The organism is Kitasatospora sp. NPDC087314 (genome assembly GCF_044744365.1).
Lineage (GTDB): Bacteria > Actinomycetota > Actinomycetes > Streptomycetales > Streptomycetaceae > Kitasatospora.
Genome location: NZ_JBIUYE010000016.1, coordinates 158,080 through 183,497, shown reverse-complemented (window position 1 = coordinate 183,497; position 25,418 = coordinate 158,080). Strand labels below are relative to the sequence as shown.

Genomic DNA, 25,418 nt, shown 5'->3' with positions numbered 1-25,418 from the left:
GGTGTGAGGCCGGTCGGCAGGGGGAGGGTCGGGACGGCCTCACCCTGGTGAGAGTCCTGGGACCGGCCGTGATTACCCGGTTTCAGAGCCGATCGGATGTGATCCGCGTCACGTCGGTTTCCGGCCGCCCGGGCTCGGCACGGAGCCTCGCCTGGCCGCCCCGGCGGCGCCGGGCCGGTACGCTGGGCGGGTTGTCCGATCGCCGCCCGACCGCGGGACGGGGCTGAAAAACCGCCTCTGACCTGCGATGATCCCCCTCGGAGACCGTGAGTACTGCCGCCGCCTCCTCGATGCCCCTGTTCTCCGACGCGCCGGAGCCGCAGGCACCCGCCCGGGGCTCCGGGCCCGCCGCCTCGCACCACCTCTCGCCGGCCTTCCCCGGCCGCGCCCCCTGGGGCACCGCGGGCAAGCTGCGGGCCTGGCAGCAGGGCGCGCTGGACAAGTACATCGAGACCCAGCCGCGCGACTTCCTCGCGGTCGCCACCCCGGGCGCCGGTAAGACCACCTTCGCGCTCACCCTGGCCTCGTACCTGCTGCACAACCACCTGGTGCAGCAGGTGACCGTCGTCGCGCCGACCGAGCACCTGAAGAAGCAGTGGGCCGAGGCCGCCGCGCGGATAGGCATCAGGCTCGACCCGGCGTACTCCTCCGGCCCGCTCTCCCGGGACTACCACGGCATCGTGGTCACCTACGCGGGCATCGGGGTCAACCCGATGCTGCACCGCAACCGGACCGAGGCGCGCAAGACCCTCGTGATCATGGACGAGATCCACCACGCCGGCGACTCCAAGTCCTGGGGCGAGGCCTGCTTCGAGGCCTTCGAGCCGGCCACCCGCCGGCTGGCGCTGACCGGGACGCCATTCCGTTCCGACACCAACCCGATCCCGTTCGTCCAGTACGAGGCCGGCGGCGACGGCATCCGCAAGTCCGTCGCCGACTACACCTACGGCTACGGGCACGCGCTCGCCGACCACGTCGTCCGCCCGGTGATCTTCCTCAGCTACAGCGGCAACATGCGCTGGCGCACCAAGTCCGGCGACGAGCTGGAGGCCCGGCTCGGCGAGCCGATGACCAAGGACCTGATCGCCCAGGCCTGGCGCACCGCGCTGGCCCCGCAGGGCGAGTGGATCCCCGCCGTGCTGCAGGCCGCCGACCGGCGGCTGTCCGAGGTCCGCAAGGCGATCCCGGACGCCGGCGGGCTGGTCATCGCCACCGACCAGAACACCGCGCGCGCCTACGCCAAGATGCTGCGCGAGATCACCGGTGAGAAGGCCACCGTGGTGCTCTCCGACGAGACCGAGGCCTCCAAGCGGATCTCCGACTACGCGGCCGGGGACTCGCGCTGGATGGTCGCGGTCCGGATGGTGTCCGAGGGCGTCGACGTGCCGCGGCTGTGCGTCGGGGTGTACGCGACCTCGATCTCCACCCCGCTGTTCTTCGCCCAGGCCGTCGGCCGCTTCGTGCGCGCCCGCAAGCGCGGCGAGACCGCCTCGGTGTTCCTGCCGACCATCCCGATGCTGCTCGGCTTCGCCAACGAGATGGAGCTCCAGCGCGACCACGTGCTGGACCGGCCGAAGAAGGAGGGCGAGGGCCTCTTCGACGAGGAGGACCGGCTGCTCGCCGAGGCCGAGCGGGCCAACGACGGGCCGGACGGCGCGGGCGGCGAGGAGTTCTCCTACGAGGCGATCGGCTCCGACGCGGTCTTCGACCGGGTGCTGTACAACGCCATGGAGTTCGGCATGCAGGCCCACCCGGGGAGCGAGGAGGAGGACGACTACCTCGGCATCCCCGGCCTGCTGGAGCCGGACCAGGTGCAGATGCTGCTGCAGAAGCGCCAGCACCGGCAGATCCAGCGCAGCAAGGGCAAGCCCGCCGAGGAGGCCGACCTGCTGGAACTGCCGGCCGAGCAGCGGCCGGTCGTCACCCACCAGGAGCTGCGGGAGCTGCGCAAGGAGCTGAACGCGCTGGTGGCCGCCTGGCACCACCGCACCAACCAGCCGCACGGCACCATCCACAACGAGCTGCGCCGCCAGTGCGGCGGCCCGCTGACCGCGCAGGCCACCGCCAACCAGCTGAAGGCGCGGATCGCCAAGATCCGCGAGTGGGCGAAGTAGCCGCGGGAACGGTACGGCGGGCGGCCGCGAGTCGGTCCGCCCGCCCCGGCCCGTCCGCCCGGGTCGTCCGCCCCGGTGTGTCCGGACTTCGGACCGGGGGCGGACCAACGCCCTGACGGGCCCGGCGAAATGGGTGTGTCTGCCCCGGTTTCGTCGCGCTGTCGGTGTCGATCACGACCGAATTTTGGACAACCACTTCCGTCACGACACTTCCTTCACTACCTTTCCCCCACGCTCTTCCACCGGGCAATCCCCACGGGACGGGCTCCGCAGGACCGTACGCGTGTCAAGGACGACACCGCGCGGTCCGAGCGCGGCCACCCACCTGCGCGCGACACCGAACCCGGACCGGCGCCGCCTGCCCCGCGAGCGCCGCGGAAAGGATGCCCGTCGTGACTGCCGAGACCTCCCAGACCCTGGACCGTGGCGTCCGGGTCCTCAAACTCCTCGCCGACTCCGAGCGCGGGCTCACCGTCACCGAGCTGGCAGCCCGACTGGCCGTCAACCGCACCGTCGTCTACCGGCTGCTGGCCACCCTGGAACAGCACGGCCTGGTCCGCCGGGACATCGGCGGCCGCGCCCGGGTGGGCCTGGGCGTCCTGCGCCTGGCGCACCGGGTGCACCCGCTGCTGCGCGAGGCCGCGCTGCCGGCCCTGCGCAGCCTGGCCGAGGACCTCGGCGCCACCGCCCACCTGACCCTGGTGGACGGCAACGAGGCGCTGGCCGTCGCCGTGGTCGAGCCGAGCTGGACCGACTTCCACGTCGCCTACCGCACCGGGCTGCGCCACCCGCTCGGCGAGAGCGCCGCCGGGCGGGCGATCCTGGAGGCCCGCACCTTCCCCAGCCAGCGCCGGCCGGAGCAGGGCTTCGTGATCACCCGTGCGGAGGAGCAGTCCGGGGCGAGCGGTGCGGCCGCCGCGCTGATCGGGCTGAGCGGCATCGAGGGCAGCGTCGGCGTGGTGATGCTGAACGGGCTGGTGCCCGAGCGGGTCGGCCCCCGGGTGGTGGAGGCGGCGACCGAGGTGGCCGACGCACTGAGGTAGGCCCCGAGGTGTGTTTGGATTCCCCTTGTGTCCGACACCAAGCTGCCCAAGGCCCTGACCTCCCCGCGGACCCGCGCGCTCACGCTCTGCGGGGTGCTGGTCGCCGCGCTGTTCGGCGTGGCCGCCTTCGTCCCGCTGCCGTACACGCTCACCTGGCCGGGCCTGACCGCGGACACCCTCGGCACGTACCAGGACAAGCCGGTCCTCACCATCAGCGGGGCGCCGCTGCGCGCCACCGAGGGCGAGCTGCGGATGGTCACCATCTCGGCCACCAACCCGGGGGAGAAGACCGGGTTCTGGCGCGCGCTGCGGGCCTGGTTCGACCAGGACGAGGCGGTGCGCCCGACCGACACGGTCTACCCGCCGGGCAACCCGGCCAAGGCCGAGGAGCAGACCGCCCAGCAGATGGTCGAGTCGCAGAACAGCGCCACCACCGCCGCGCTCGGCTACCTCCACCTCTCTCCGGACCAGGTGAAGGTCAAGGTCGACCTGGGCGACGTCGGCGGCCCGAGCGCCGGTCAGATGCTGGCGCTGGGCATCATCGACAAGCTCGCCGGTGACGGCAAGGGCGGCGACCTCACCGGCGGGCTCAAGATCGCGGGCACCGGCACCATCGACGACCAGGGCGTCATCGGCGCGGTCGGCGGCGTCCCGCTCAAGACGCAGGCGGCCGCCCGGGACGGCGCGACGGTGTTCCTGCTGCCCAAGGACGAGTGCACGGACGCCAAGGTGAACACGCCCGGGACGCTGCGACTGGTGCCGGTCGGCACGCTCGGCGAGGCGGTCTCGGCGCTGGAGGCGCTGAAGAGCGGCGGCAGCGTCCCCGGCTGCTGACCGGACCGGCCGCCGGTCAGAGCCCGAAGGCCACCAAGGCGAAGTCGTCGGGAGGCCGGGCCGGGCCTACTCGGCGGCGGCCTGGTCCACCAGCGGCAGGATGCGGTACGGCACCGGGTTCTCCAGCGCGATCGCGGTGGACGAGCGGACGATCCCGTCGAAGCCCACCACCCGGTCGATCACCCGCTGGAGGTCGGCGTTGGAGCGGGCCACGATCCGCACCATCATGTCCCCGGCCCCGGTGATGGTGTGCAGCTCCAGCACCTCCGGCACGCTCGCCAGGTGCGCCCGCACGTCCGCGCCCTGGCCCTGGGAGATCTCCAGGGTGGCGAAGGCCGTCACCGGGTAGCCGAGCGCCGCCGGGTCGACCTCCGGGCCGAAGCCGCCGATCACCCCCTTGGCCTGCAGCCGGTCCAGCCGGGCCTGCACGGTGCCCCGGGCGACCTGCAGCCGGCGCGAGCACTCCAGCACCCCGATCCGGGGCTCCTCGGCCAGCAGGCGGATCAGCCGGCCGTCCAGCGCGTCGATCGCGTCGTTCCCGCCGACCGGCCCGGGGCCTGCCGAAGCACCCTGCGGGGCGGGGGAGTTGGGCGAGCCGGGGGAGCTCGGGGAGTGGGCGGTGGGCATCGCGGCTCCGTCCTCCGGTGGGCATTCTGTACAGCGGCGCCGCTGATTCTCCCGCCCCGGCGCACAGCTTGACCAGGAGGAAACGGAACAGTTGCGCGCCGGTCGGCTCGGCGCCACCCTCCAGCCACAACCCCGTGCACCGGGCCCCACCCCGGCGCGTGGTCGCACCCACCGTGGTCCCGTACGCCTACCGGGAGGGCCGTCATGACCGACACCGCCGCCGAACCCGTCCTGCTCGCCGCGGGACCCGGAGAGCCCCACCCCCTTCCGGCGGGCCGCACCGACGCGGTGGTCTTCGCGGTCGGCGACGCCGAGCGGGCCGCCCGCCGCTACGCCGCCGCGCTCGGGCTGCGCTGCAGCGCGTACGCCGGGCCGGAGACCGGGGAGCCGGAGACGGTCTCGTACGTGCTCGACGCGCCCGGGACCCGGATCGTGCTCACCTCGCTGGTCCAGGTGATCGGCCCGCGCGGCCGGGAACTGGCCGGGTACCTGGCCCGGCACGGGGACGGGGTGCTGGACCTCGCGGTGAGCGTGCCGGACGTCTACTACGCCTACGACTACGCGGTGGACCGGGGCGCGCTGTCGCTGGCCGAGCCGTACGAGGCGCGGGACCGCTTCGGCACGGTGGTGCTCGCGACGATCGGGGTGCCCGGCGGGACCAGGCACACGCTGGTCGACCGGTCCGGCTACGCCGGGCCGTACCTGCCGGGGTACCTGCCGTTCGAGGCCTGGTGAGGCGGTTTCAGCGGATGGCCGTCTCGACCACGGGCGGGTGGCCGTTCCAGTAGACGAAGACCGAATTGGCCTGCTCGCCCTTGGTGAAGTCCACCCGCATCCACTGGTCGCCGTTCCACACCTGCATCTGCCAGCCCGGGTCCGGGGTGGCGGAGACCAGCGAGGCCTCGTCGGGGCGGATGTCCAGGGCGACCTTGCCGCCCGGCACCGGGTAGCTCTTCACGGAGGACGTCGCGGTGGCGGTGGGCGTGGGGCGGCGGGTGGGCTGCGGGGTGGTGGCCGCGGTGGGGGCGGTGGCGGCGGCCGGCCCGCGCGCCGTCGTGGTGGCGGCGGCCGGGGAGGCCGGTGGGGAGGGGGCCGTGGTCTGGGTGACCGGCCGGCCCTGGTCCGGGGTGGTGGTCGCGGTGTGCGGCGTGCCGTCGGCCCTCGGGGAGGGCAGTGGCAGCGCCGTGGGCTGCTCGAACGCGGCGCCGGTCAGCACCGCGTGCACGCCGAGCCAGGACAGCGCCACCGCCGCTCCGGTGGCCGCCGCCCAGGCGCCGAGCTGTACCAGTCCGTTCCGCATCGTCCGCTCATCCTGCCGTATCCCGGGTCGGTGCAGACGGACAGCCCCGTTATCAGTCAGGGCAGTTGCACCATGTCCGGAGGCCACCCCGAGGTACAGACCACTGCCCGCCGATGGCGTACCGTGCAGGGCCATGGCAACAGTGCTCGTGGTCGAGGACGACCCCTTCGTACGCTCCGCCCTCATCCGGCACCTGACCGACACCGGTCATGCGGTCCGCAGTGTGGGCACGGCACTTGAGGCGCTGCGGGAGGTCGCCCAGGTCGGCTGTGACCTGGTGATCCTGGACCTGGGCCTGCCGGACCTGGACGGCAGCGAGGCGCTCAAGATGATCCGGGGCCTGACCAACGTTCCGGTGATCATCTCGACCGCGCGGGACGACGAGGCCGAGATCGTCCGGCTGCTCAACGACGGCGCCGACGACTATCTGGTGAAACCTTTCTCCGGGGAGCACCTGAGCGCCCGGATGGCCGCCGTGCTGCGCCGGCTCGGCGGCGGCGCCGCCCCCGTCGCCCAGGTGCTGCGGGTCGGCGGGCTCGCCATCGACCTCCAGCGGCGCGAGGCGGCGCTGGACGGGCGGCTGCTCGACCTGACCCGGCGCGAGTTCGACCTGCTGGCCTTCCTGGCCGGGCGCCCCGGCGTGGTGGTGCCGCGCAAGGAGATCCTGGCCGAGGTCTGGCAGCAGACCTACGGCGGCGACCAGACCATCGACGTCCACCTCTCCTGGCTGCGCCGCAAGCTCGGCGAGACCGCCTCCAACCCCCGTTACCTGCACACCGTCCGGGGTGTCGGGGTCCGGCTGGAGGCCGCCGGGGGACTGGCGGAGCACCGGACATGAGGAAGTTCGGGCGCTCGCTGCGCTGGGCCCTGGTCAAGGCCGCGGTGGCCGGGACCACGATGGTCGCGCTGGCCTTCCTCATCCCGCTCGGCCTGATGGTCCAGCAGACCGCGCGGGACCGCGCGTTCACCGCCGCCGAGCGGCAGGCCGCAGCGCTCGGCCCGGCCCTCGCCATCACCACCGACCAGGACGCCATCAACCGCGCCCTGGCCAGCACCGACGCCGGCGGGCAGGGCCGGATGGCGGTCCACCTGCCGGCGGCCCAGGCCGTACCGCCCGCCTCGGCGGACCAGGCCGCACTGCCGGGGGTGGGCGGCCCCGGCGGACCCACCCTCGGCGAGGCCCGCGCCGGCGCCGGCGACGTGTCCACCGCCGGCGGGCAGGGCCGTTCCTTCACCGTCGAGGTGCCGGGCGGGTACGCGCTGCTCCAGCCGGTCGCGGTGGACACCGGGCGGACCGCCGTGGTCGAGGTGTTCGTCGCCGACGGCGACCTGACCCGGGGCGTCTCCACCGCGTGGCTGGTGCTCTCGGCGGTCGCGCTCGGCCTGGTCGCCATCTCGGTGCTGGTCGCCGACCGGATGGGCAGCCGGATCGTGGCCTCCGCCCGCCGGCTCGCCGCCGCCGCCCGCTCGCTCGGCGCCGGCAACCTCGCGGTACGCGTCCCGGCGGACGGCAAGCAGGCCGCCGGCAGCCCCGAGGAACTGCGCGAGGCCGCCCACGCGTTCAACACCATGGCCGACCGGGTGGTCCAACTCCTCGCCGCCGAAAGGGAACTGGCTGCCGATCTGTCGCACCGGCTGCGCACCCCGCTGACCGTGCTGCGGCTCAACGCCGCCTCGCTCGGCGAGGGCGACGCCGCCGACGCCACCCGGCACGCGGTCTCCCAGCTGGAGCGCGAGGTCGACCAGATCATCCGCTCGGCCCGCCGCGCCCCCGAGGACACGCCCGCCGTCGCGGTCGGCTGCGACGTCGCCGAGGTGATCCGCGAGCGGGTCGGCTTCTGGTCCGCGCTCGCCGAGGACGAGGGGCGCCGCTGGCAGCTGGCCGGCGCCGACCGGGCGACGCCCGTCCCGATCCAGCGCGCCGACCTGGCCGCCGCCGTCGACGCGCTGCTCGGCAACGTCTTCCGGCACACCGCCGTCGGCACCGCCTTCTCGGTGGACGTGCTCGCCACCGACAGCTCGGTGATCGTGCTGGTCGGCGACGCCGGCCCCGGCTTCAGCGACCCGGCCGCCGCCCTCAAGCGCGGCGAGGGCCACGGCGGCGAGGGCTCCACCGGCCTCGGCCTCGACATCGTCCGCAAGCTCGCCGAGTCCACCGGCGGCGATCTGTCGCTCGGCCGCTCCGCCGTGCTCGGCGGCGCGGAGATCCGGCTCCGGCTGCGGACCCGCCCGGACGGCGCCCCCGCGCGGGCCGGGCGGCGGCGCAGCCGGGGCGCGCTGTTCCAGAAGTGACGGCCGCCCGGTCGGCTCCGGGCGCTTTCCCGCCCCTTCGCCTTCTCGCCCGCACCGGCCGAGGCCCCGCGCCCCTTCTCACAGCCCCGGCCGTCCGCGTTACGCCCGCACCGGAGTACGGCCGATCGGGGTACATTCGTCACGTTCCGTGACTGATCGTGCCCGGGCCGGGCGGGGCCGCATCCGGTATCGTCGGCGGTTGGTCGAGCGGTGGACGGAGTGGACTGGTGACAGCGGTGCAAGACGAGCGCAGCCCGGTGCGGACCGCACCCGACCCCGCGCCCGCCCCCCTGTCGGACCGGCTGCGGGACGCGCTCGGCGCCCCCGTCCGCGCGCTGCGCGAGGCCCCCCGCCGACCGCTGCTGGCCGCCTCGGCCGTGGCTCTCCTGTCCCTGGTCGTGTACGCAGTGGTCCGCCACTTCGTCCACACCTCGATGGTCGACATGATCGTCTACCGGGCCGAGGGCGCCGCCGTCGCCAATGGCGACGACCTGTACGCACTGCGCGTCACCGAGTGGAACCTGCCCGCGACCTACCCCCCGTTCGCGGCGATGCTGTTCGTGCCGACCACCTGGTTCCCGGTCCCGTTCCTCCGGGTGGCGATCACTCTCGGCAACCTCGGGTTGCTCGCCCTGCTGACCCACCTGTCCTTCAAGCTGGTCGGCTGGCCGCGCCGCGAACTGCGGCCGATCGGCGTCGTCCTGGTGACCGGCCTCGGCGTCTGGCTCGAACCGGTGTTCACCACGCTCCGGTACGGCCAGATCAACCTCGCGCTCGCCTGCCTGATCCTCTGGGACCTCACGCGTTCGGACGCCCGCCGCAGCAAGGGCATGGCGATCGGCATCGCCGCCGGCCTCAAGCTCACCCCCGGCCTGTTCGCCGTCTACCTGCTGATCACCGGCCGGATCCGGGCCGCCGTCGTGGCCGGCCTCACCTTCCTCGGCACCTTCCTGATCGGCGCCGTCGCCCTGCCCGACGCCACCTGGGGCTTCTGGACCAAGTACCTCTACGACTCCTCGCGGGTCGGCAAGACGTACATCGTCGACAACCAGTCGCTGCGCGGCGCCGTCGCTCGCCTGCTGCACGTCGCCGAACCCGGCACCGTCGCCACCCTCGCGGCCGGCCTGGTCGCGCTGGCCGGCCTCGCCGTCGCGGCCTGGGCCGCCCGCAGCGCCCGCTGGCTGCCCCGCGCCGAGGCCTGGGGCGTCTGCTGCGCCGCCGTCACCGCCGTGCTGATCTCCCCGATCAGCTGGACCCACCACTGGGTCTGGTGCGTGCCGATGCTCGTCCTGCTCGCCGCCGAGGCCTCCGTCGAGCACGCCCGCCCGGCCGCCGTCCGCCGGCTGCGCTGGCGGGCCGCCTTCTGGGCGACGCTGCTCGCGTTCCTCTCCTTCGCGATGTGGGCCACGAAGCCGGTCGGGGTGGCCGTCCTCCACATGTCACCGCTGCGCCAGCTGTCGACCTCGATCTACCCGTGGGTCGGGCTCTGCTTCCTGCTCGCCGCCGCCATCCGGATAAGGGCACGGCGACGCTCCGCCGGCGCACCGCTGGTCCGGCTGCCCGGCCAGCGCGACGGCGGCGGCCCGGACGCCGCCCGCGGCCGTCAGCAGGCCCCCGCGGCCCGCTGAGCCGGCGGGGCGCCGCTCCTGTCCGTCGGTCCGCTCGTGTGCGCGGCTCTGTCCGCGTGCGTGGGTCCGCCCGCGTGCGCGGGTCTGCCCGTGCTCGTCGGTCCGCCCGGGTGCGTACGTGCGCTCGCGTTCGCGCGCGCTCACGCAAGCAGGTCCGCGAGCGAGCCGTCCATGTCCAGCGCGGCCAGCTCGCTGCCCGGCGGGACCAGTCGGTGCGCCCGCTCCAGCCAGGCCGCGACGGCCGGCAGCGGCGCCTCCAGCAGCGCGTCCCCGGCCGGGGAGCTCAGCGCCAGGCAGAGCACGCTGCGCCGGCCCGAGCGGGTCGGCCAGATCCGCACGTCGCCCTGTCCGCACGGCCGGAAGGTGCCCTCGACCAGCAGCTCGCGGGCGAACACCCAGGTCACCGGCGAGCCGGTGTCCAGGTGGAAGGTGATGTGCACCGCGTACGGGTCGTGGCTGCCGTAGGACAGCCGGGCCGGGACGGGGACGCTGTGCTCGGGGGAGAGCACCAGGTTGAGTTCCAGTTCGTGCTCGACCACGCTGCTGGGGCGCTCCATGATCGTCTTCCTCTCTGCCTTCGGTTCCTGCCCGGTTCCGGGCCCGTTGACCTCTTGAGAGGGCGGTCCACGCCGGCTCTTACACACGTTTCCGGGATTTCTCCGGGAAGTTCGGTGAGGGGTGGTGAACGGCCGGGGCCGCGGCGCGTGGACATCCGTCGCACGCCGGGGCCGGTCGGCCGTCCTTACCCCGGACGGCCCCCCGCTGTCCGGTGATTCGCCAACTTTCCGTCGGCGCCCTGGTGAGGTACTACCCTTTGTGACTGCCCGGCGACTGTCCGCCTACCGGCGGCGCCCCACGCGTGCCGGGCGGCTCGCGGGCGCGCCGGGCGGGTGTGCCGCGTCGGCCCCGCCAGGACCCGCCAGGAAAGAAGACCCCCATGACGGACCGCCCCTTCGCCGCCGCCGGCGACCCGGCCGTCGGACCCGAGCCGGGCTACTATCCCGACCCCTCCATCCCCGGCTTCGTCCGGTACTGGGGCGGCTCGGCCTGGGTGCCGGGCACCAGTCGGCCCGCGCCCGCCGAGGGTGAGGTGCTGGAGCCGCCCCGGTTCGCGGACCGGCGGCCCGCCCCCGGTACGGCGGCGGCGCGGGCGGTGCCGCCGCCGATGGCGCCGGAGCCGGTCGTTGCGGGACTGGCCGTTGCGGAGCCGTCCTGGGGCGGGGCCGTCGGCGGCGGGGACACCGGGCCCGTGTACCTCGACCAGACCACGGGCGGGGCGGAGTTCTTCCTCGGGCCGCGGGTGGCGGAGGTGATCGGCGGGCCGGTGTTCCGGACGGTCGGGCCGTCCGGGGTGGAGGCGGCGGCGTTCGGTGAGCCGGTCTTCGGTGAGCCGGTCGTCGAGGTTTCGGCTACCGGACTGGAGGAGCCCGGCTGGCAGGCCGATCCGCAGGCGCAGCGGGGGCCGATGGAGACGGGTGATGCGTCGCGCTGGGTCTCGTGGGGGGTGCTTCCGGGGGCGCCCGAGGCCGAGGAGGGGCGCGCGGACGAGGTGAGTGCTCCGATTGCCGTCCCGGCCAGTGTCCCGGCCGGCGTATCGAGCGTCACGTCGGTGGCCGTGGAGGCGGCCGCCGTCGCTGCTCCGGTCACGGCTGCCGCCCCGACGGCGGTGGCGGTACGGGAGGCCCCGGCGTCCGTCGCCGGGTCCGTTCCGGTGGTCGTGCGCGAAGCCGAGCGTGCCGTCGAGGTCGAGGTCGAGCCTGCCGCCCCGGCCGCCACCGTACGGGCCACTGCCGCCCCGGCCGCCACCGTATCGGCCCCGGTGTCGGCCCCGGCGCCCGCCGCATCGCTGCCCGTGCCGCGCCCGGCCCGGGAGGCCGTCGCCCGGCGGCGCCCCGCCCCGGCGGTGCCGGCCGGCCTCGGGCGCCGACTGGCCGCGCGGGCCGTGGACGCCGCCGTCCTCCTCGTGGTCGCCGTCGCCGCCGGCATCCCGCTCGGCAACTCCGCGTCCGAGCACCTCCAGCGGAAGCTCGACCAGGCCCGGATGGCCAGCGCCCTCACCCGGCGCCAGGTCCAGGTCTGGCTGGTGGACGACGTGGTGCTCGGCAAGGTCGCGGTCCTGGTGGGCATCCTGCTCTTCGTCAGCCTGCTCTGCGAGGTGCTGCCGACCGCCCGCGCCGGCCAGACCTTCGGCAAGCGGCTGGCCCGGATCCGGGTGGTGGACGCCGCCGCTCCTGCCGCCCGGACCAGGCTGGGCCTCGGCCGCTCCCTGCTCCGATGGGCCGTCAGGCAACTCGGCCTCGTGCTGCTCGTCGGCCTGGTCTGGCCGGTGTTCGACCGTCCGGCCCGGCGCGGCTGGCAGGACCGGGCGGCCCGCACCCGGGTGGTCCGCGACTGAGGCCGTCGGGCCCGGCGGCCGCCTGACGGCGCGAAGGTCCTTTCGAGTCCGGGGCGGCAAAACGGACGGAATATACCAAAGTGTGAGAATCTGCGATGTTCTACTCGAGGGATGAGCACCCACGACCCCTCGGGCCCCCAGCCGGAGGGGGGCGGCCAGCCCTCCTTCGACAAGCAGTCCCCGCAGCCGGGCGGCGGCACGCCGGAAGGCCGGCCGTCGGACCCGAACCCGTCGCCCGCCCCGCCGCCCACCGGCGGCCCGTCCGATGCCCCGCCCGGCGGCCCCGGTGCGTACGGCGGCACCTACGGCGGTCCGAGCCGCGGTCAGAGCCCGTACGGCCAGCCCGGCTACGGCCAGAACCCCTACGACCAGCCCCCGCCCGGTTACGGCCCCGCCGGCCACGGGGCCCCCGGCGCCGGCCCCGTTCCCGGCATGCCGCCGATCGGCAGCTGGCCCCGGCGCATCGTCGCCCGGCTGATCGACTACGTCCTCGTCCAGGCCGTCGGCGTGATCGTGGTGGCCCCTTTCGCCAATCTCGGCGACCGCTCCGGCTCGGCCGGCGCCTTCTGGCTCGGCTGCGCCATCTACCTCCTCTACGAGGCGCTGATGCTCAGCCGGGACGGCCAGACCCTCGGCAAGAAGGCGATGCACATCCGGGTCGCCATGCTGATCGACGGGAACAAGCCCACCCAGGCCGCCGCCTGGACCCGCGCGGCCGTCTACATCCTCCCGGCCGTGCTCTGCTGCGCCGCCCTCTGGTGGATCATCGACGGGCTGTTCGGCGTCTTCGACAAGCCCTACCGGCAGTGCATCCACGACAAGGCCGCGAGGACCGTGGTGGTCACCACCGACTGACCCGGTCAGGCGGACCGCGACGCCCGGTGGCGGATCAGCGCTGCCGGGCGTACTCGCGCCCGGCGGGCGCCGGGGAGGCCGCCCCCGCCGCCGACCTGCCGGACGTGGCGAGCGACAACACCGTCACCAGGGTGCCGAGCGCCAGCGCGAACCCCACCAGCACCGCGACCTCCAGGACGCCCGAGGCGCCCGAGACGGCCAGCAGTGCCACCGTGGCGGCGACGACGGTGAACGAGCCGAGGCAGTACTGGGCAGCGGACGGACGCGGCATGGCGGGGAGTCCTTCGCACGTCGGGGGAAACGAGCGGGAATGGTGCCGGTTCCAAGGTCCTACCCGGCAAGGGAGTTCGGTAAGTCCAGGCTAACCCGCCGGACCGGGGGCACAGGGGGCGCACAGGCTCACCCCGGGGTCGTCCGCCCCCTCGATACGGTGAACAGGACCGCGCCCGACCCGCCACACCGAGGGAACCGCCCGTGCCCATCCCCGCCGACTGGCCCACCACCGAAGCCCAGGCACTCGCCGAACAGGAACGCCTGCGCCCCCTCGTCCAGACCCACGACGACCCCGGCGCCGCCGTCGTCCCGGACGGCGGCCGCCTCATCGCCGGCGTCGACGTCGCCTACGACGACGAACACGACCTCGTCGCCGCCGCAGCCGTCCTCCTCGACCGCGACACCCTGACCGTCGTCGAACAGGCCACCGCCGTCGGCCGCATCCCCTTCCCGTACACCCCCGGACTGCTCGCCTTCCGTGAACTCCCCGCCGTCCTCGACGCCCTCTCCGCCCTCACCCGCACCCCCGACACCGTCGTCTGCGACGGCTACGGCCTCGCCCACCCCCGCCGCCTCGGCCTCGCCAGCCACCTCGGCGTCCTCACCGGCCTGCGCACCCTCGGCGTCGCCAAGACCCCCTTCACCTTCGACCACCGCGACCCCGACGCCCCCCGCGGCTCCACCACCCCGCTCACCGACCCCGCCACCGGCGAAGAAGTCGGCCGCGCCCTCCGCACCCGGCCCGGCGTCAAACCCGTCTACGTCTCCATCGGCCACCGCATCGGCCTCGACACCGCCGTCCGCACCACCCTCCACCTCGCCCGCGACTACCGCCTCCCCGAGACCACCCGGCACGCCGACTCCCTCTGCCGCCGCGCCCTCGCCGACGCCCTCCGGTCGGGGACGCCTGCGAACTGACCATGCGTCAGGCGGGATTCGGGCCCGGTGTGTTAGACATGGACACCGGGGCCCGACCCCTGGCAGCGACTCGCGGACGCACGGGGGAGGCGCCGACGTGGCAACAGGGACCGGCACGACCGGCGGAGGCGGCCAGGGCTACCGCGTCGAGGTCGAACAACTCCGCGCCTTCGCCGCCCAGGTCCGGCTCATGCTCGCCGAATTCCAGCACCACGCCGACGGCACCGACACCCACGGGCGCAGCGGCGTCGCCAAGACCGCCTTCGGCACCTTCGCCGAGGCCGCCGAGATCCACAACCGCTACAACACCATGCGCGACGGCCTGCGCGACGTGCTCAACCAACTCCAACAGGCCGTCGACGACGCCCAGAAGAACGCCGAACTCACCGCCACCAACTACGAGGAACACGACCAGCGCACCGCGAAGAAGCTCAAACTCGGCGACGACGGCTGGTCCATCGCCAACCCCTCCGCAAGCAGCAAGGCCGCCTACGAGCACACCGTCGCCCCGCCCACCCGCGACGGCGGCCCATCCGCCCGGTAGCGCCCGTCGTCAACCCCCGGCGACCGCCGGCCGAGCCCGAACGGAGGCGAACCACCCGTGGCCTACACCGACTTCACCCGATACAGCCACGCCCAACTCCGCGCGATGGCCGAAGCCCTCAACCCCGGTGAGGTCATGGCCGCCGGCGACCCCTGGCGCCGCGCCGCCGAAACCCTCAAGGCCATCCGCACCACCCTCACCCGCGCCAGCACCGAAGCCGCCGTCACCTGGGAAGGCACCACCAGCGACGCCTTCCACACCCGCATGCTCCACCTCGCCGCCGACATCAACAACGCCGCCTCCTACGCCAACGACGCGGCCAACACCCTCCACGCCATGTCCGAGGCCATCGCCAAGGCCAAACGCGACATGCCCGAGGAACCCAGCACCTGGGAAGAGGTCAAGGACACCGTCGGCGACGGCGTCTCCTCCGTCTTCGGTGGCGACGACGACCACATCCCCGTCGCCGACCGCCGAAAGGCCGAAGCCGCCACCGTCATGCAGACCCTCGCCATGCACTACCGCATCGCCACCCCGGCCCTGAAGCCGCCGCAGAGCCTGCAGCCGCTGGCGAACTTGGGTGAGAAACGTGACGTGCCACCGCAGGACGACCCGATCGGGTCGGCGGCGGTGGCGAGCGCGATGATGTCAGGTACCTCGTTCGGAGTCGCGGGAACATCGGGGCGTGTGACGAGCAACCCGTCGTCGCAGAGCCCGAAGTCCTCCGGATCGACGACGACGGCGGCCCGCTCCATGTCGAGGAGCACACCGGTGCCGACCGATTCGGGAATCAAGGGCGGCACGGCGCAGCCCCCGCCGAGGCCGCAGGGTTCGGCGAACCAGGGCGCCGGCGTGGCCGGCACACCGGTGGCCCTCCCGGGCGGGACGACGGTCGGTCCCGCCACTCCCGGGACCCAGACGTCCGGAGCGGGCGTTGTGTCGCCCGGAAGCCCTGTGGGCGGTCCCCTGGAGAGCAGTGGCGGGCAGGGGAGCACCACCCCCGCAGGCCCGACGGTGGTCGCTTCGCCGGTTGGGCCCGGTATCGGCCAGGCGAAGGCCGGCCCCGGTGGTCGGGCGCTCTCGGATGGCGTGAATCCGACGGGTGGTTCCGGATCGGGTGGCGGCCGAGCTGTCGGATCCAGTGGACCGTACCCGGGCCTCGGAGCCGGGGGCCGTGGTGCTTCCGGAGCCCGGCCGGTGGGTGGGCCTTCGGGGCGAGCTGGTGGGGCTTTAGGTGAGACCGCGCGGCCGGTCGAGGGAGTTCGCGGCAAGCAGGCTTTCACGGAAGGTGGTTCCGGTCTGGGTGCCCGGAACCGGCTGAGGGGTGAACCCGGTGCGGGCGGCTCGGGTGGCATGACCCCCGGCATACCGCTCACCGGTGCGCAACGGCACAAGAAGGATCGGGAGAAGGGTGGTCGGCGGCCCGACTACCTCGTCGAGGACGAGGAGACGTGGGCGTCGGACAAGCCGGCGAATCCGAACGTGGTGGAATGAGCCCGGTCCTGAAACGGATGGGTGATCTGATCGCGTCCCGCAAGCCGGTGATCTGCGGGACGCCGTACTGAGTGGGGTGACCAGGCTTGATGAGCCACCGGTTGGCGCGTGGTACCGCGGCCCTTGCCGCCGGGGCATTGATCTGGGGGGTCGCGGCACCGACGGCGTCTGCGGATCAGATCAGGGACAAGCAGTGGGCCTTGAAGACCTTCGAGGCCGAGACGAAGGTCTGGGCTGTCAGCCAGGGCGAGGGTGTGATCGTCGGCCTGGTCGACAGTGGCGTCGACCAGGACCATCAGGACCTGACCGGGCAGGTGCTTCCGGGGGGCGACTTCTCCGGTGCGAACACGGACGGTCGTGTCGATGGCGACGGCCACGGCACCGCGATGGCGAGCCTGATCGCGGGGCATGGACACGGTCCACAGGCGGGGGTCATGGGCTTGGCCCCGAAGGCGAAGATCCTGCCGGTGAAGGTGCGGACGGACGGCGAGAATCCGGGCCTCCAGCAGAACGGACTCGCCGAGGCGATCCGGTTTGCCGTGGACCACGGGGCGAAGGTCGTCAACATGTCGCTCGGGGGGACGTCGCGGTTCGACTCCCCGGCACGGGAAGCCGTCGACTACGCGGTCTCCAAGGACGTCGTGCTGGTCGCCGCCACCGGCAACAGCGGTGACAGCCTGAGTGGTGTCCAGTACCCGGCGGCCTTCCCCGGAGTGGTGGCGGTGGCAGCGGTGGATTCGACCGGAAGTGCCTGGGATCGTTCGACGCCAGGCGCCGAGACCACACTCGCCGCGCCCGGTGTCGAGATCTACCAGGCCACGGCCAAGTCCTCGTCCAGCTACGGGATCGGTAACGGCACCTCGGACGCGACCGCCTACGTCTCCGCGACCGCCGCGCTCATCCGGGCCAAGTACCCGGCGCTCTCCGCCGGGCAGGTGATCAACCGGATGATCAAGTCCGCTGCCGCGCCGGCCGACGGGTCGGCGGTGCCCGGTGACAAGTACGGCTACGGGATCCTCGCGCCGGCGAAGGCGTTGGAGGCGAATCCGGCCGTGGACAGCGGGCCTCGGGAGAATCCGTTGGTGGGGCGGAGGGAGTCGCAGGGGACTCCGCCGGGGGCGGCGACGGAGGAGGCGACGGAGCAGCCCGGTGAGCAGGCCGTCGTGCCCGACGCGCAGGCCGACCGCGGTGGGTGGTTCGGGGTCGGGGTGGCGCTGGGGCTGGCGTTGTGGGGGGCGCTGGTCGGCGGGGTGGTGCTGGTGGTGGTGTTGGTGGTGCGGGCGCGGCGGCGCAGGCGGGCGGCTGCGGGAGGCGGGCCAGGCCCGGGGTCGTATCCGTATCAGTGAGGACCGAGGCGCCAGGGCCGGACTGGCAGCATCTTGGCGGCGATTGGCGTCCCTGCTGCTGGTGGGGTGGGCGGCACGGTGGCCATGCTGGGGCCATGAGTACTTCTGAGCGCGGCGAGCGCGGTGTGGACCCGGCGGACGTGATCGTCCCGGACGGCAAGGACTGGACCTGGGTGCTGGAACGCCCGTGCCCGGACTGCGGGCTGGACACCCCGGCGGTGGTCCGGGAGGACGTCGCGGGGATGGTCCGCGCCAATGCGCAGGCCTGGCTGGCCCTGCTGGCAGGCGACGGGGCGGGGCTGCGGCGGCGTCCGGCGCCGGGCGTCTGGTCGGGGCTGGAGTACGCGTGCCACGTCCGGGACGTGTTCCGGCTGTTCCACGTCCGGTTGAACCTGATGCTCGACGAGGACGGCCCGCTGTTCCCGAACTGGGATCAGGACGAGACGGCGCTCGCCGAGCGCTACGGGGAGCAGGCTCCGGAGGTGGTGGCCGGGGAGCTGGCGGAGGCCGCGGAGACCTTGGCCGCGGCCTTCGGGCGGGTTGCGGGCGAGCAGTGGGGGCGGACCGGGGACCGCAGCGACGGGGCGCGGTTCACCGTGGAGTCGTTTGCCCGCTATCTGATCCACGACCCGGTGCACCACCTGTTCGACGTGACCGGCGAGCGGGTCTGAGGGGCTCACCAGCCGGAGGCCTCGCGCAGCATGGTGCGCCGGAGCCGGCCGGCCACGCTGGCGGTGTCGGTGCCGATGACGTCGGCGATCTCGGGGGCGGCGAGGCCGACCACGTAGTGCAGGATCGCCAGGTCGTCGTCGGCCGGGTGGTGGTCCGGGGTCGCGGGCACCTGCCGGGTGTGGTCGGCGACGGTGCCGCGCAGGATCTGCCAGGCCTGCGCGGTGGGGTTGGAGCTGCCCAGTAACTCGCGCCATTGGACGGCGATTTCGGCGAACGCCTGTTGGACGGCGGCGGCCGCGGCGCTGTGCTCGGTCAGCCACACCCGGGCGTAGCTGAGGTACCGGGGGCGGTGGAGTTCGCAGAAGGCGGCGAACTCCAGTGGTACGTCCTCCGGTTCGCCGGGCCCCGGGGGTGGCTCGGCGGAAGTCGCGTGACGGTTGGTCATCTCGGCTTCTCGGAAAGGGAGATGGGCTTCTGACGGTCGATCATCTGTGCTCACTCTACGGTATGCCCTCGGTGCGCTGGGTGACCAATCGGATTGAATGCCCGGAACCCGCCGCCGCTCGGCCGGTTCCGGTGTCGACCGGTGGAGCGCGGCGGTGGAGCGGTGGCGGGGCGGCCGGGCGGGAGATCGGCGGGGGAGGGTGGCGCAGTGGCGTGGGTGGCGTAGTTGCGAGCATGTCGCAGCTGGTCAGAGCATGTAGGACGGCCATAGCCGCAAGTCGGTTGATGTGCAACCGTAGGCTTTATGGAGGCTGACGTCCACGCCCACGGCGCGAAGCCGCGCGCGCACAACCACCCGCGCAACCACACCCACGATCGCGACCACGATCACGCGAACGATCACGACCATGACCACGGCCACGATCACACCCATGACCACGACCACGCCCACGACCACACCCGCGACCACGCCCACCGGCACGGGCCCGGGCGCTCTCGTACGGCCGCCCTGCGGCACCGTCTCGCCCACGTCCTGCGTCCGCACTCGCACGATGCCGCGGACCGGGTGGACGCCGCCATGGAGGCCTCCGCAGAGGGGCTGCGCACCCTCTGGATCTCGCTCGTGGTGCTCGGCGCCACCGCGCTGCTCCAAGGGGCCATCGTGGCCCTCTCCGGCTCGGTGGCCCTGCTCGGCGACACCGTGCACAACCTCGCGGACGCGCTGACCGCCGTCCCGCTGGGGATCGCCTTCCTGCTCGGCCGCCGGGCCGCCAACCGCCGCTACACGTACGGCTACGGGCGGGCGGAGGACCTGGCGGGAGTGGCGATCGTGCTCGCCGTCGCCGCGTCGGCGGTCTTCACCGCCCTGGCGGCGGTGGACCGGCTGCTGCACCCCCGGCCGGTGGACCACCTGGCGGCGGTGGCGGCGGCCGCGCTGGTCGGCTGCCTCGGCAACGAGTGGGTGGCCCGTTACCGGATCCGCACTGGCCGCCGGATCGGTTCGGCGGCGCTGGTCGCGGACGGGGTGCACGCCCGCACCGACGGCCTGACCTCGCTGGCGGTGCTGGTCGGCGCGGCCGGGGTCGGGCTGGGCCTGCCGTGGGCGGATCCGCTGGTCGGCCTGCTGATCACGGCGGCGATCCTGGTGGTGCTGCGGAGCTCGGTGCGCGAGGTCGGTCGACGGCTGATGGACGGGGTGGATCCGGCCCTGGTGGACGCCGCCGAGGGAGCGCTGCGCGGGGTGGACGGCGTGCGCGGGGTGGGCGCGCTGCGGATGCGGTGGATCGGGCACTCGCTGCGCGCCGAGGCGGACGTGGTGGTGGACGGTGCGCTCACCGTGGTGGCGGCGCACAGGGTGGCGGAGGCGGCGGAGCAGGCGCTGATCCGGGCGGTCCCGCGCCTGCTGGCCGCCACCGTGCACATCGACCACGCCCCGGCGGCCTGAGGCCGTCCGGACCGAGGGTCGAAACCCAAGGATCGAAGCCGAGGATCGAAGCCGAGGCCCGAAGTCCGAGGGTCGAAGTCCGAGGACCGGGGCGCGGCTGGGGCGGTCCGGCGTCAGGACGTGGGGCGGGCCTCCGTCGGGGAGATCCGGTCGTCGACGGCGTTGCCTCGCTCGACCTGGGCGGGGAAGGACTCGATGGCCCGCCGCCGGGCCAGTTGGGCGGCGGTGGCGGCTGCGGCCGAAGCCGCTGCGGTGGCCCCGGCGGCGGCCTCCTCCCGCTCGCACCGGTGCCCGCCTCCGGTCGGGTGCCCACTGGCGGAGTGCCCGCCGGGCGCGCGTCGTCGGCGGCCGAGCGCGGTGCGGGCGGCGTGTTCCTCGGCCGCCTGTCTCGCGGCCAGGTAGGCCTGGACGGCGGCCATGCCGTAGACCGGCTGGATGAGCTGGTGGCCCTTGAAGAACGGTCTGGCCGGGGCGAACCCGGCGGCGACCACGAGGTCGCGGATTTCGGCTATCTCGGCCTCGCTGCGGGCGGTGAAGCGGACCTCCCAGCCCTTCTTGTACGTATGGCCCTGTTCGCCGCCGCGGCGGGCCGGGTCCGGGCGGCGGACGTATCCGGGCAGACGGCCGAGGCGGAGCTGGGCCGCGCGGAGGCCGGCGGTCTCGTCACGTGACATGACGTAAGCCTAGGCAATTCCAGGGGCGGGATTGACGCGCGGAGGGTCCCTCGGCGTATGCCCTTGGTCACTCTGGGTCAGGCGGCCTGGCGGGCGATCGTTTTCGATCAGATATGACAACCCGACGACCGTCAATTACTCCGAATGGGTGAGGGTATGAGGACTTTAGTGCAGGCTGATCCCGGTTTCGCGACGGTTGGGTAACAGTGCGTCAGGTGGCCGGTGGCGGGTCGCGGCGGTTGGGGATGGTGTCGGCATGAGCTACCGGATTCCCACGCCGCCACCGTCCCTGGAGGAGCTGGCGAAGCGTCAACAGAACGTCGTCACTGCGAGCCAGTTGCGCGCCCGTGGTGTGCCGGCCCGGGTCATCACCGAGCACTGCCGTCGCGGCGGGCCCTGGCGGCGGCTGCTGCCCCGGGTCTACCTGCTGCAGTCCGACGGGCCGACCCCGGAGCAACGGATGTGGGCCGCACTGCTGTACGCGGCGCAGAACGGCCGCGAGGAGGGCCGCCGCGAGGGGGCGGTGATCACCGGTGCGGCCGCGCTCGCGCTGTACGGCTTCGCCGCGGTGCCGCGGCTGCCCGCGGTGACCGGGGTGGACGTCCTGGTGCCCCGCCAGCGTCGGCTGAAGGACGCCGGTGAGGTGCGGATCCGGCGCACCGAACGGGAGTTGGTGGCCCGGTCGGTGCACGGCCTGGCCTGCGCGCCGGTCGCCCGGGCGGTCGCGGACGCGCTGTGCGAGTGGGCGGAGGAGGGGGCCGGCGTCCCGGTGCCGGTGCGGGAGGTGCTGCGGGAGGCCGTCTCCCGGCCCGACAGCCGGTGCACGGTGCGGGAGTTGGCGGCCGAGCTGGCCGAGTCCGGGCTGACCGGCGAGCCCCGGGTGCGCGCCGCGCTGGACGAACTGCTGGCCGGCGAACGGGACTTCGTCCTGGACCGGGTCGGCGAGCTGGTGGACGAGTGCCTGCTGCCCGTCCCGCTGGCCGGCCCCGAACTGCGGATGCGCGGCGGCACGTTCATCGCCGTCCCGGACCTCTACTGGCCGGAGCGGGGCGTCGCGTTGGAGGTGGACTCGGACCTGCGCTGCGTCAGCGAGGGCGAGGCCGCCTGGGTGCGCGGCGGCCAGCACCGGATGGAGTACCTGGGGATCCGGGTGGTGTACGTCTGCGGCGCCCGGCTCGTGGCCGACCGGGACGCGGTCGGCGCCGAACTCCGCGAGGCCTACCGGGTGGGTGGTACGGACGTGGTGGAGCTGATGGTCGATTAGAGTCCGCCCCCCCGCAGGGTCCTAGCCCCGCACCACCCTAGCCCCGCACCACCGGGGTGCCGACCAACTCGACCCCGGCGGCCCGCAGTTCGGCCAGCGCGGCGGCGGTGGTCTCCGGCGCGACGCCGGCGGTGAGGTCGAGCAGGATGCGGGTGGTGAAGCCGGCCCGGGCGGCGTCCAGGGCGGTGGCCCGGACGCAGTGGTCGGTGGCGAGGCCGACCACGTCGATCTCGTCGACCTGCCGTTCGCGCAGCCAGTCCACCGGGCCGCGGTTGTTCTCGTCCAGCCCCTCGAAGCCGCTGTACGCCGCCGAGTAGGCGCCCTTGTCGAAGACCGCCTCGACCGCGCCGGAGATGACGGCCGGGGCGAAGTTGGGGTGGAAGCCCACGCCCTCGGTGCCGGCGACACAGTGCACCGGCCAGCTGTTGACGTAGTCGGGCTCGTCGGAGAAGTGGTCGCCCGGGTCGATGTGGTGGTCGCGGGTGGCGAGGATGTGCTGGTAACCGGGGGGGGACTCGGCGATCAGGTCGGTGATGGCGGCGGCCACCTCGGCGCCGCCGGCGACGGCCAGGCTGCCGCCCTCGCAGAAGTCGTTCTGCACGTCGACGACGATCAGTGCCCGGTGCATGGCTCGCATCCTCGGATGTGGGGGGCGGCGACGGTGGCGGCCCCGGGTGGGGGAGCCCTCGGGAGTGCTCGGCCCGCTGCGGGGCTCGGGGGTTCTCGGGGAGCTCCAGGGGAACTCTACGGCTGACTTTAGGGAGTGGCGCGCGGGGGCGGAAGGCCTGGGGCGGGCCCCGGGGCCGTCCGCCGGGTCGCGTCGGTCGCCCGGGGCCGGGTCAGAGGAGGAGTTCGGTCGGCAGGACCGGGTCGCCCTTGGAGAGCTGGGTGGCCGACAGCGGCAGCGCGGCCCGGGCCCGGATGTGCCGTTCGCGGGCGGCGGTGAGCGGTTCGCGGCCGACGATCCGGCCGGCCCGCACCAGCGGCACCTGCATCAGGTGGGGTTCCAGGGCGGCGGGGACCGCCCCGGTGCCGACCACCTCGGCCTCGGCGACGCCGTCGGCGTCGGGCCGGCGGGCGGCCCACTTGCGGCCGCCGATGCTGCTCTTGCCGCCGGCCGCGCGCTTGGCCACCGGCACCAGCGGCCCGTCCTCGGCCTCGGTGCGGGCGACCAGCTTGTAGACCATCGCGCAGGTCGGGTGGCCGCTGCCGGTGACCAGGCTGGTGCCGACGCCGTAGCCGTCCACCGGGGCGGCGGCGAGCGCGGCGATGGCGTACTCGTCGAGGTCGGAGGTGACGATGATCCGGGTCTGCTCGGCGCCGAGCTCGTCCAGCTGGCGGCGGACCCGGTGGGCCAGCAGGGTGAGATCGCCGGAGTCGATCCGGACGGCGCCCAGTTCGGAGCCGGCCACCTCGACGGCGGTGCGGACGGCCTCGCGCAGGTCGAAGGTGTCGACCAGCAGCGTGGTGCCCTTGCCCATGGAGGCGATCTGCGCGCGGAAGGCGTCCCGCTCGCTGTCGTGGACCAGGGTGAAGGCGTGCGCGGCGGTGCCGGTGGTGGGGATGCCGTGGGTGAAGCCGGCCTCCAGGTCGGAGGTGGCGGCGAAGCCGGCCACGTACGCGGCCCGGGCGGCGGCGACGGCGGCGTGCTCGTGGGCGCGCCGGGCGCCCATCTCGATCACCGGGCGGCCGCCGGCGGCGGCGGTCATCCGGGAGGCGGCGGCCGCGATCGCCGAGTCGTGGTTGAGGATCGACAGGATCACCGTCTCCAGGATCACCGCCTCGGCGAAGCTGCCCTCGACGGTGAGCAGCGGCGAGCCGGGGAAGTAGACCTCGCCCTCGGGGTAGCCGTGGATGTCACCGCCGAAGCGGTAGTCGGCGAGGTAGCGCAGGGTGTCGTCGTCGACCACGCCCTGGCCCGCCAGCCAGTCGAGCTGGGCGGGGGAGAAGCGGAAGTTCTCGACGGCGTCGAGCACTCGGCCGGTGCCCGCCATGACGCCGTAGCGGCGGCCGTCGGGCAGGCGGCGGGTGAACACCTCGAACACGGAGCGGCGGTGCGCGGCCCCGCTGCGCAGGGCGGCCTGCAGCATGGTGAGCTCGTAGCGGTCGGTGAGGAGCGCGGTCGAACCGGCCGCGTGCACTGAAGTGGCGTCCATGCGGATGATGCTACTACCACTTAGCGTCAGAGTGACGATTTCTCGTGGTGGGACCCGGGCCGGAATCGCCCGGGGGTCCCCCGGATGGCAGCATGGGGCTGAAGAGGCGTGGACGGACTGCGCAGCGAGGAGGACCCGGCGGTGAGTGTCGCGCCCGTGGAGATCGAGCGCCCGGAGGTCGAAGGACTGCCGGTGACGGAGCCGGACACGCCCTGGGTGACCATCGTGCACAACGACCCGGTCAACCTGATGAGCTACGTCCAGTACGTCTTCCAGGCCTACTTCGGCTACCCGAAGGACAAGGCCCGGAAGCTGATGATGGACGTGCACACCAAGGGCCGGGCGGTGGTGTCCAGCGGCTCCCGTGAGGAGATGGAGCGCGACGTCCAGGCGATGCACGGCTATGGCCTGTGGGCGACGCTGCAGCACGACTGACCGCGGGTACGACTGACCGCGGGTGCGACTGACCGCGGGCCCGCGGAGCCAGTACCCACCCGAGACGACGAAGACGGGCTGACCGATAGACATGGCTGGGTTGTTCGAGAGTGCCGGCGGCGGCAGTGCGGCGATCGCGCTGGACGAGCTGGAGGTCTCCATCCTGCGCTCCCTGGAGGTGGGGATGGTGCAGCTGATCGGGCCCGGCCCGGGCGGGGACGGCGGCGATCCGCTGGCCGCGCTGTTCGCCGAGGGCCCGACGGAGGCGCCGACCAATCCGATGCTCGCGCGGCTCTTCCCGGACGCCTACGGCGACCCGGCCAAGCCGGAGGACCCGGAGAGCCGGGCCGCCTCGGGCGAGTTCCGCCGCTACACCGAGGTGGATCTGCGGGCCCGCAAGCGCGAGGACGCGCTGCACGTCGTCCGGATGCTCGACCGGCTCGGCGGCGAGGGCGGGGTGCTCAAGCTGGACCCGGCCGACTCCCTGCGCTGGCTGGGCGCGCTCAACGACCTGCGGCTGGTCCTGGGCGTCCAGCTGGAGGTCAGCGAGGACGACGAGGAGCTCTACGACCTGCCGGACGAGGACGACCGGAAGCCGCTGGTGATGGCGTACGTCTGGCTGGGGGCGCTCCAGGAGACGTTGCTGGAGGCGATCGCGGACTGATC

Annotated in this window: 26 protein-coding genes; 18 read left to right on the top strand and 8 right to left on the bottom strand. The window is 73.8% G+C overall.

The genetic code is table 11. The features are described 5' to 3' along the window. Positions 1–290: 290 nt before the first annotated feature. From ACIO5E_RS31595 to ACIO5E_RS31585, 3 genes are all read left to right on the top strand, one after another. A complete protein-coding gene (locus ACIO5E_RS31595; RefSeq protein ID WP_400674562.1) occupies positions 291–2,114 on the top strand; it encodes a DEAD/DEAH box helicase in 1,824 nt (607 codons plus the stop codon). A 392-nt stretch (positions 2,115–2,506) separates the two neighbouring features. Further along, on the top strand, positions 2,507–3,157 hold the full coding sequence (locus tag ACIO5E_RS31590; protein WP_280680098.1) for an IclR family transcriptional regulator: 651 nt from the start codon (positions 2,507–2,509) through the stop codon (positions 3,155–3,157). A gap of 27 nt (positions 3,158–3,184) precedes the next feature. Further along, a complete protein-coding gene (locus ACIO5E_RS31585) occupies positions 3,185–3,991 on the top strand; it encodes a S16 family serine protease (protein ID WP_400674453.1) in 807 nt (268 codons plus the stop codon). Between the two features lie 66 nt (positions 3,992–4,057). On the opposite strand, the gene ACIO5E_RS31580 is transcribed toward ACIO5E_RS31585, so the two are convergent. Then, positions 4,058–4,618, bottom strand: a complete 561-nt coding sequence (locus ACIO5E_RS31580) for an Lrp/AsnC family transcriptional regulator (protein ID WP_400674451.1) — start codon at positions 4,616–4,618, stop codon at positions 4,058–4,060. Positions 4,619–4,822: 204 nt separating this feature from the next. Between ACIO5E_RS31580 and ACIO5E_RS31575 the strand changes: the two genes are divergently transcribed. Then, on the top strand, positions 4,823–5,353 hold the full coding sequence (locus tag ACIO5E_RS31575) for a VOC family protein (RefSeq protein ID WP_400674449.1): 531 nt from the start codon (positions 4,823–4,825) through the stop codon (positions 5,351–5,353). 7 nt (positions 5,354–5,360) lie between these two features. Here the strand turns inward: ACIO5E_RS31575 and ACIO5E_RS31570 are convergent, their stop codons facing one another. Beyond that, positions 5,361–5,918, bottom strand: coding sequence for a hypothetical protein (locus ACIO5E_RS31570; protein WP_400674447.1), 558 nt, complete (start codon positions 5,916–5,918; stop codon positions 5,361–5,363). A gap of 133 nt (positions 5,919–6,051) precedes the next feature. On the opposite strand from ACIO5E_RS31570, the gene ACIO5E_RS31565 reads away from it, so the two are divergent. The 3 genes from ACIO5E_RS31565 to ACIO5E_RS31555 all read left to right on the top strand — a co-directional run bounded on the left by ACIO5E_RS31565 (position 6,052) and on the right by ACIO5E_RS31555 (position 9,838). After that, positions 6,052–6,756: a response regulator transcription factor gene (locus ACIO5E_RS31565; RefSeq protein WP_400674445.1), complete on the top strand. Its 705-nt coding sequence runs from the start codon at positions 6,052–6,054 to the stop codon at positions 6,754–6,756. Then, entirely contained in the window at positions 6,753–8,210 is a 1,458-nt protein-coding gene (locus ACIO5E_RS31560) for a sensor histidine kinase (RefSeq protein ID WP_400674444.1), read from the top strand. The genes ACIO5E_RS31565 and ACIO5E_RS31560 overlap by 4 nt, the downstream gene beginning before the upstream one ends. Positions 8,211–8,437: 227 nt before the next feature. Continuing rightward, on the top strand, positions 8,438–9,838 hold the full coding sequence (locus ACIO5E_RS31555; protein WP_400674441.1) for a glycosyltransferase 87 family protein: 1,401 nt from the start codon (positions 8,438–8,440) through the stop codon (positions 9,836–9,838). Between the two features lie 140 nt (positions 9,839–9,978). Here ACIO5E_RS31555 and ACIO5E_RS31550 read toward each other — a convergent pair whose 3' ends face one another. After that, complete coding sequence (locus tag ACIO5E_RS31550; RefSeq protein ID WP_400674439.1) at positions 9,979–10,395, bottom strand: SsgA family sporulation/cell division regulator; 417 nt, start codon at positions 10,393–10,395, stop codon at positions 9,979–9,981. 380 nt (positions 10,396–10,775) lie between these two features. On the opposite strand from ACIO5E_RS31550, the gene ACIO5E_RS31545 reads away from it, so the two are divergent. Together ACIO5E_RS31545 and ACIO5E_RS31540 are read left to right on the top strand one after the other, a co-directional pair. Further along, positions 10,776–12,233, top strand: coding sequence for an RDD family protein (locus ACIO5E_RS31545; protein WP_400674437.1), 1,458 nt, complete (start codon positions 10,776–10,778; stop codon positions 12,231–12,233). Positions 12,234–12,344: 111 nt separating this feature from the next. Continuing rightward, positions 12,345–13,088, top strand: coding sequence for an RDD family protein (locus ACIO5E_RS31540; protein ID WP_400674435.1), 744 nt, complete (start codon positions 12,345–12,347; stop codon positions 13,086–13,088). Positions 13,089–13,122: 34 nt separating this feature from the next. On the opposite strand, the gene ACIO5E_RS31535 is transcribed toward ACIO5E_RS31540, so the two are convergent. Next, positions 13,123–13,359 carry a hypothetical protein gene (locus ACIO5E_RS31535; RefSeq protein WP_280680068.1) on the bottom strand — a complete coding sequence of 79 codons (237 nt, stop codon included), beginning with the start codon at positions 13,357–13,359 and terminating at the stop codon, positions 13,123–13,125. A 203-nt stretch (positions 13,360–13,562) separates the two neighbouring features. Here ACIO5E_RS31535 and ACIO5E_RS31530 point away from each other — a divergent pair, with 203 nt between their 5' ends. The 5 genes from ACIO5E_RS31530 (at position 13,563) to ACIO5E_RS31510 (ending at position 18,334) form a co-directional block, all read left to right on the top strand. After that, a complete protein-coding gene (locus ACIO5E_RS31530) occupies positions 13,563–14,279 on the top strand; it encodes an endonuclease V (RefSeq protein ID WP_400674433.1) in 717 nt (238 codons plus the stop codon). 97 nt (positions 14,280–14,376) lie between these two features. Next, a complete protein-coding gene (locus ACIO5E_RS31525; RefSeq protein WP_400674430.1) occupies positions 14,377–14,823 on the top strand; it encodes a DUF2563 family protein in 447 nt (148 codons plus the stop codon). Between the two features lie 57 nt (positions 14,824–14,880). Continuing rightward, a complete protein-coding gene (locus ACIO5E_RS31520) occupies positions 14,881–16,317 on the top strand; it encodes a WXG100 family type VII secretion target (protein WP_400674427.1) in 1,437 nt (478 codons plus the stop codon). A 200-nt stretch (positions 16,318–16,517) separates the two neighbouring features. After that, complete coding sequence (mycP, locus tag ACIO5E_RS31515) at positions 16,518–17,663, top strand: type VII secretion-associated serine protease mycosin (RefSeq protein ID WP_400674425.1); 1,146 nt, start codon at positions 16,518–16,520, stop codon at positions 17,661–17,663. A gap of 95 nt (positions 17,664–17,758) precedes the next feature. Next, a complete protein-coding gene (locus ACIO5E_RS31510) occupies positions 17,759–18,334 on the top strand; it encodes a DinB family protein (protein WP_400674424.1) in 576 nt (191 codons plus the stop codon). A 5-nt stretch (positions 18,335–18,339) separates the two neighbouring features. Here ACIO5E_RS31510 and ACIO5E_RS31505 read toward each other — a convergent pair whose 3' ends face one another. After that, positions 18,340–18,780 carry a hypothetical protein gene (locus tag ACIO5E_RS31505; RefSeq protein ID WP_400674421.1) on the bottom strand — a complete coding sequence of 147 codons (441 nt, stop codon included), beginning with the start codon at positions 18,778–18,780 and terminating at the stop codon, positions 18,340–18,342. A gap of 303 nt (positions 18,781–19,083) precedes the next feature. Between ACIO5E_RS31505 and ACIO5E_RS31500 the strand changes: the two genes are divergently transcribed. Beyond that, positions 19,084–20,223, top strand: a complete 1,140-nt coding sequence (locus tag ACIO5E_RS31500; protein WP_400674419.1) for a cation diffusion facilitator family transporter — start codon at positions 19,084–19,086, stop codon at positions 20,221–20,223. Positions 20,224–20,336: 113 nt separating this feature from the next. On the opposite strand, the gene ACIO5E_RS31495 is transcribed toward ACIO5E_RS31500, so the two are convergent. Further along, positions 20,337–20,897, bottom strand: coding sequence for a hypothetical protein (locus ACIO5E_RS31495; RefSeq protein ID WP_400674416.1), 561 nt, complete (start codon positions 20,895–20,897; stop codon positions 20,337–20,339). A 256-nt stretch (positions 20,898–21,153) separates the two neighbouring features. Here ACIO5E_RS31495 and ACIO5E_RS31490 point away from each other — a divergent pair, with 256 nt between their 5' ends. After that, complete coding sequence (locus ACIO5E_RS31490; protein WP_400674413.1) at positions 21,154–22,161, top strand: hypothetical protein; 1,008 nt, start codon at positions 21,154–21,156, stop codon at positions 22,159–22,161. Between the two features lie 37 nt (positions 22,162–22,198). Here the strand turns inward: ACIO5E_RS31490 and ACIO5E_RS31485 are convergent, their stop codons facing one another. Beyond that, a complete protein-coding gene (locus tag ACIO5E_RS31485; RefSeq protein ID WP_400674410.1) occupies positions 22,199–22,789 on the bottom strand; it encodes an isochorismatase family protein in 591 nt (196 codons plus the stop codon). A 211-nt stretch (positions 22,790–23,000) separates the two neighbouring features. Next, the gene (locus tag ACIO5E_RS31480; protein ID WP_400674407.1) at positions 23,001–24,317 is read right to left on the bottom strand and encodes a nicotinate phosphoribosyltransferase; all 1,317 of its coding nucleotides are present in this window, start codon (positions 24,315–24,317) and stop codon (positions 23,001–23,003) included. A 141-nt stretch (positions 24,318–24,458) separates the two neighbouring features. On the opposite strand from ACIO5E_RS31480, the gene clpS reads away from it, so the two are divergent. Together clpS and ACIO5E_RS31470 are read left to right on the top strand one after the other, a co-directional pair. Further along, entirely contained in the window at positions 24,459–24,752 is a 294-nt protein-coding gene (clpS, locus tag ACIO5E_RS31475; protein ID WP_280680041.1) for an ATP-dependent Clp protease adapter ClpS, read from the top strand. 91 nt (positions 24,753–24,843) lie between these two features. Further along, on the top strand, positions 24,844–25,416 hold the full coding sequence (locus ACIO5E_RS31470; protein WP_400674403.1) for a DUF2017 domain-containing protein: 573 nt from the start codon (positions 24,844–24,846) through the stop codon (positions 25,414–25,416). The last annotated feature ends 2 nt before the right edge of the window (positions 25,417–25,418 follow it).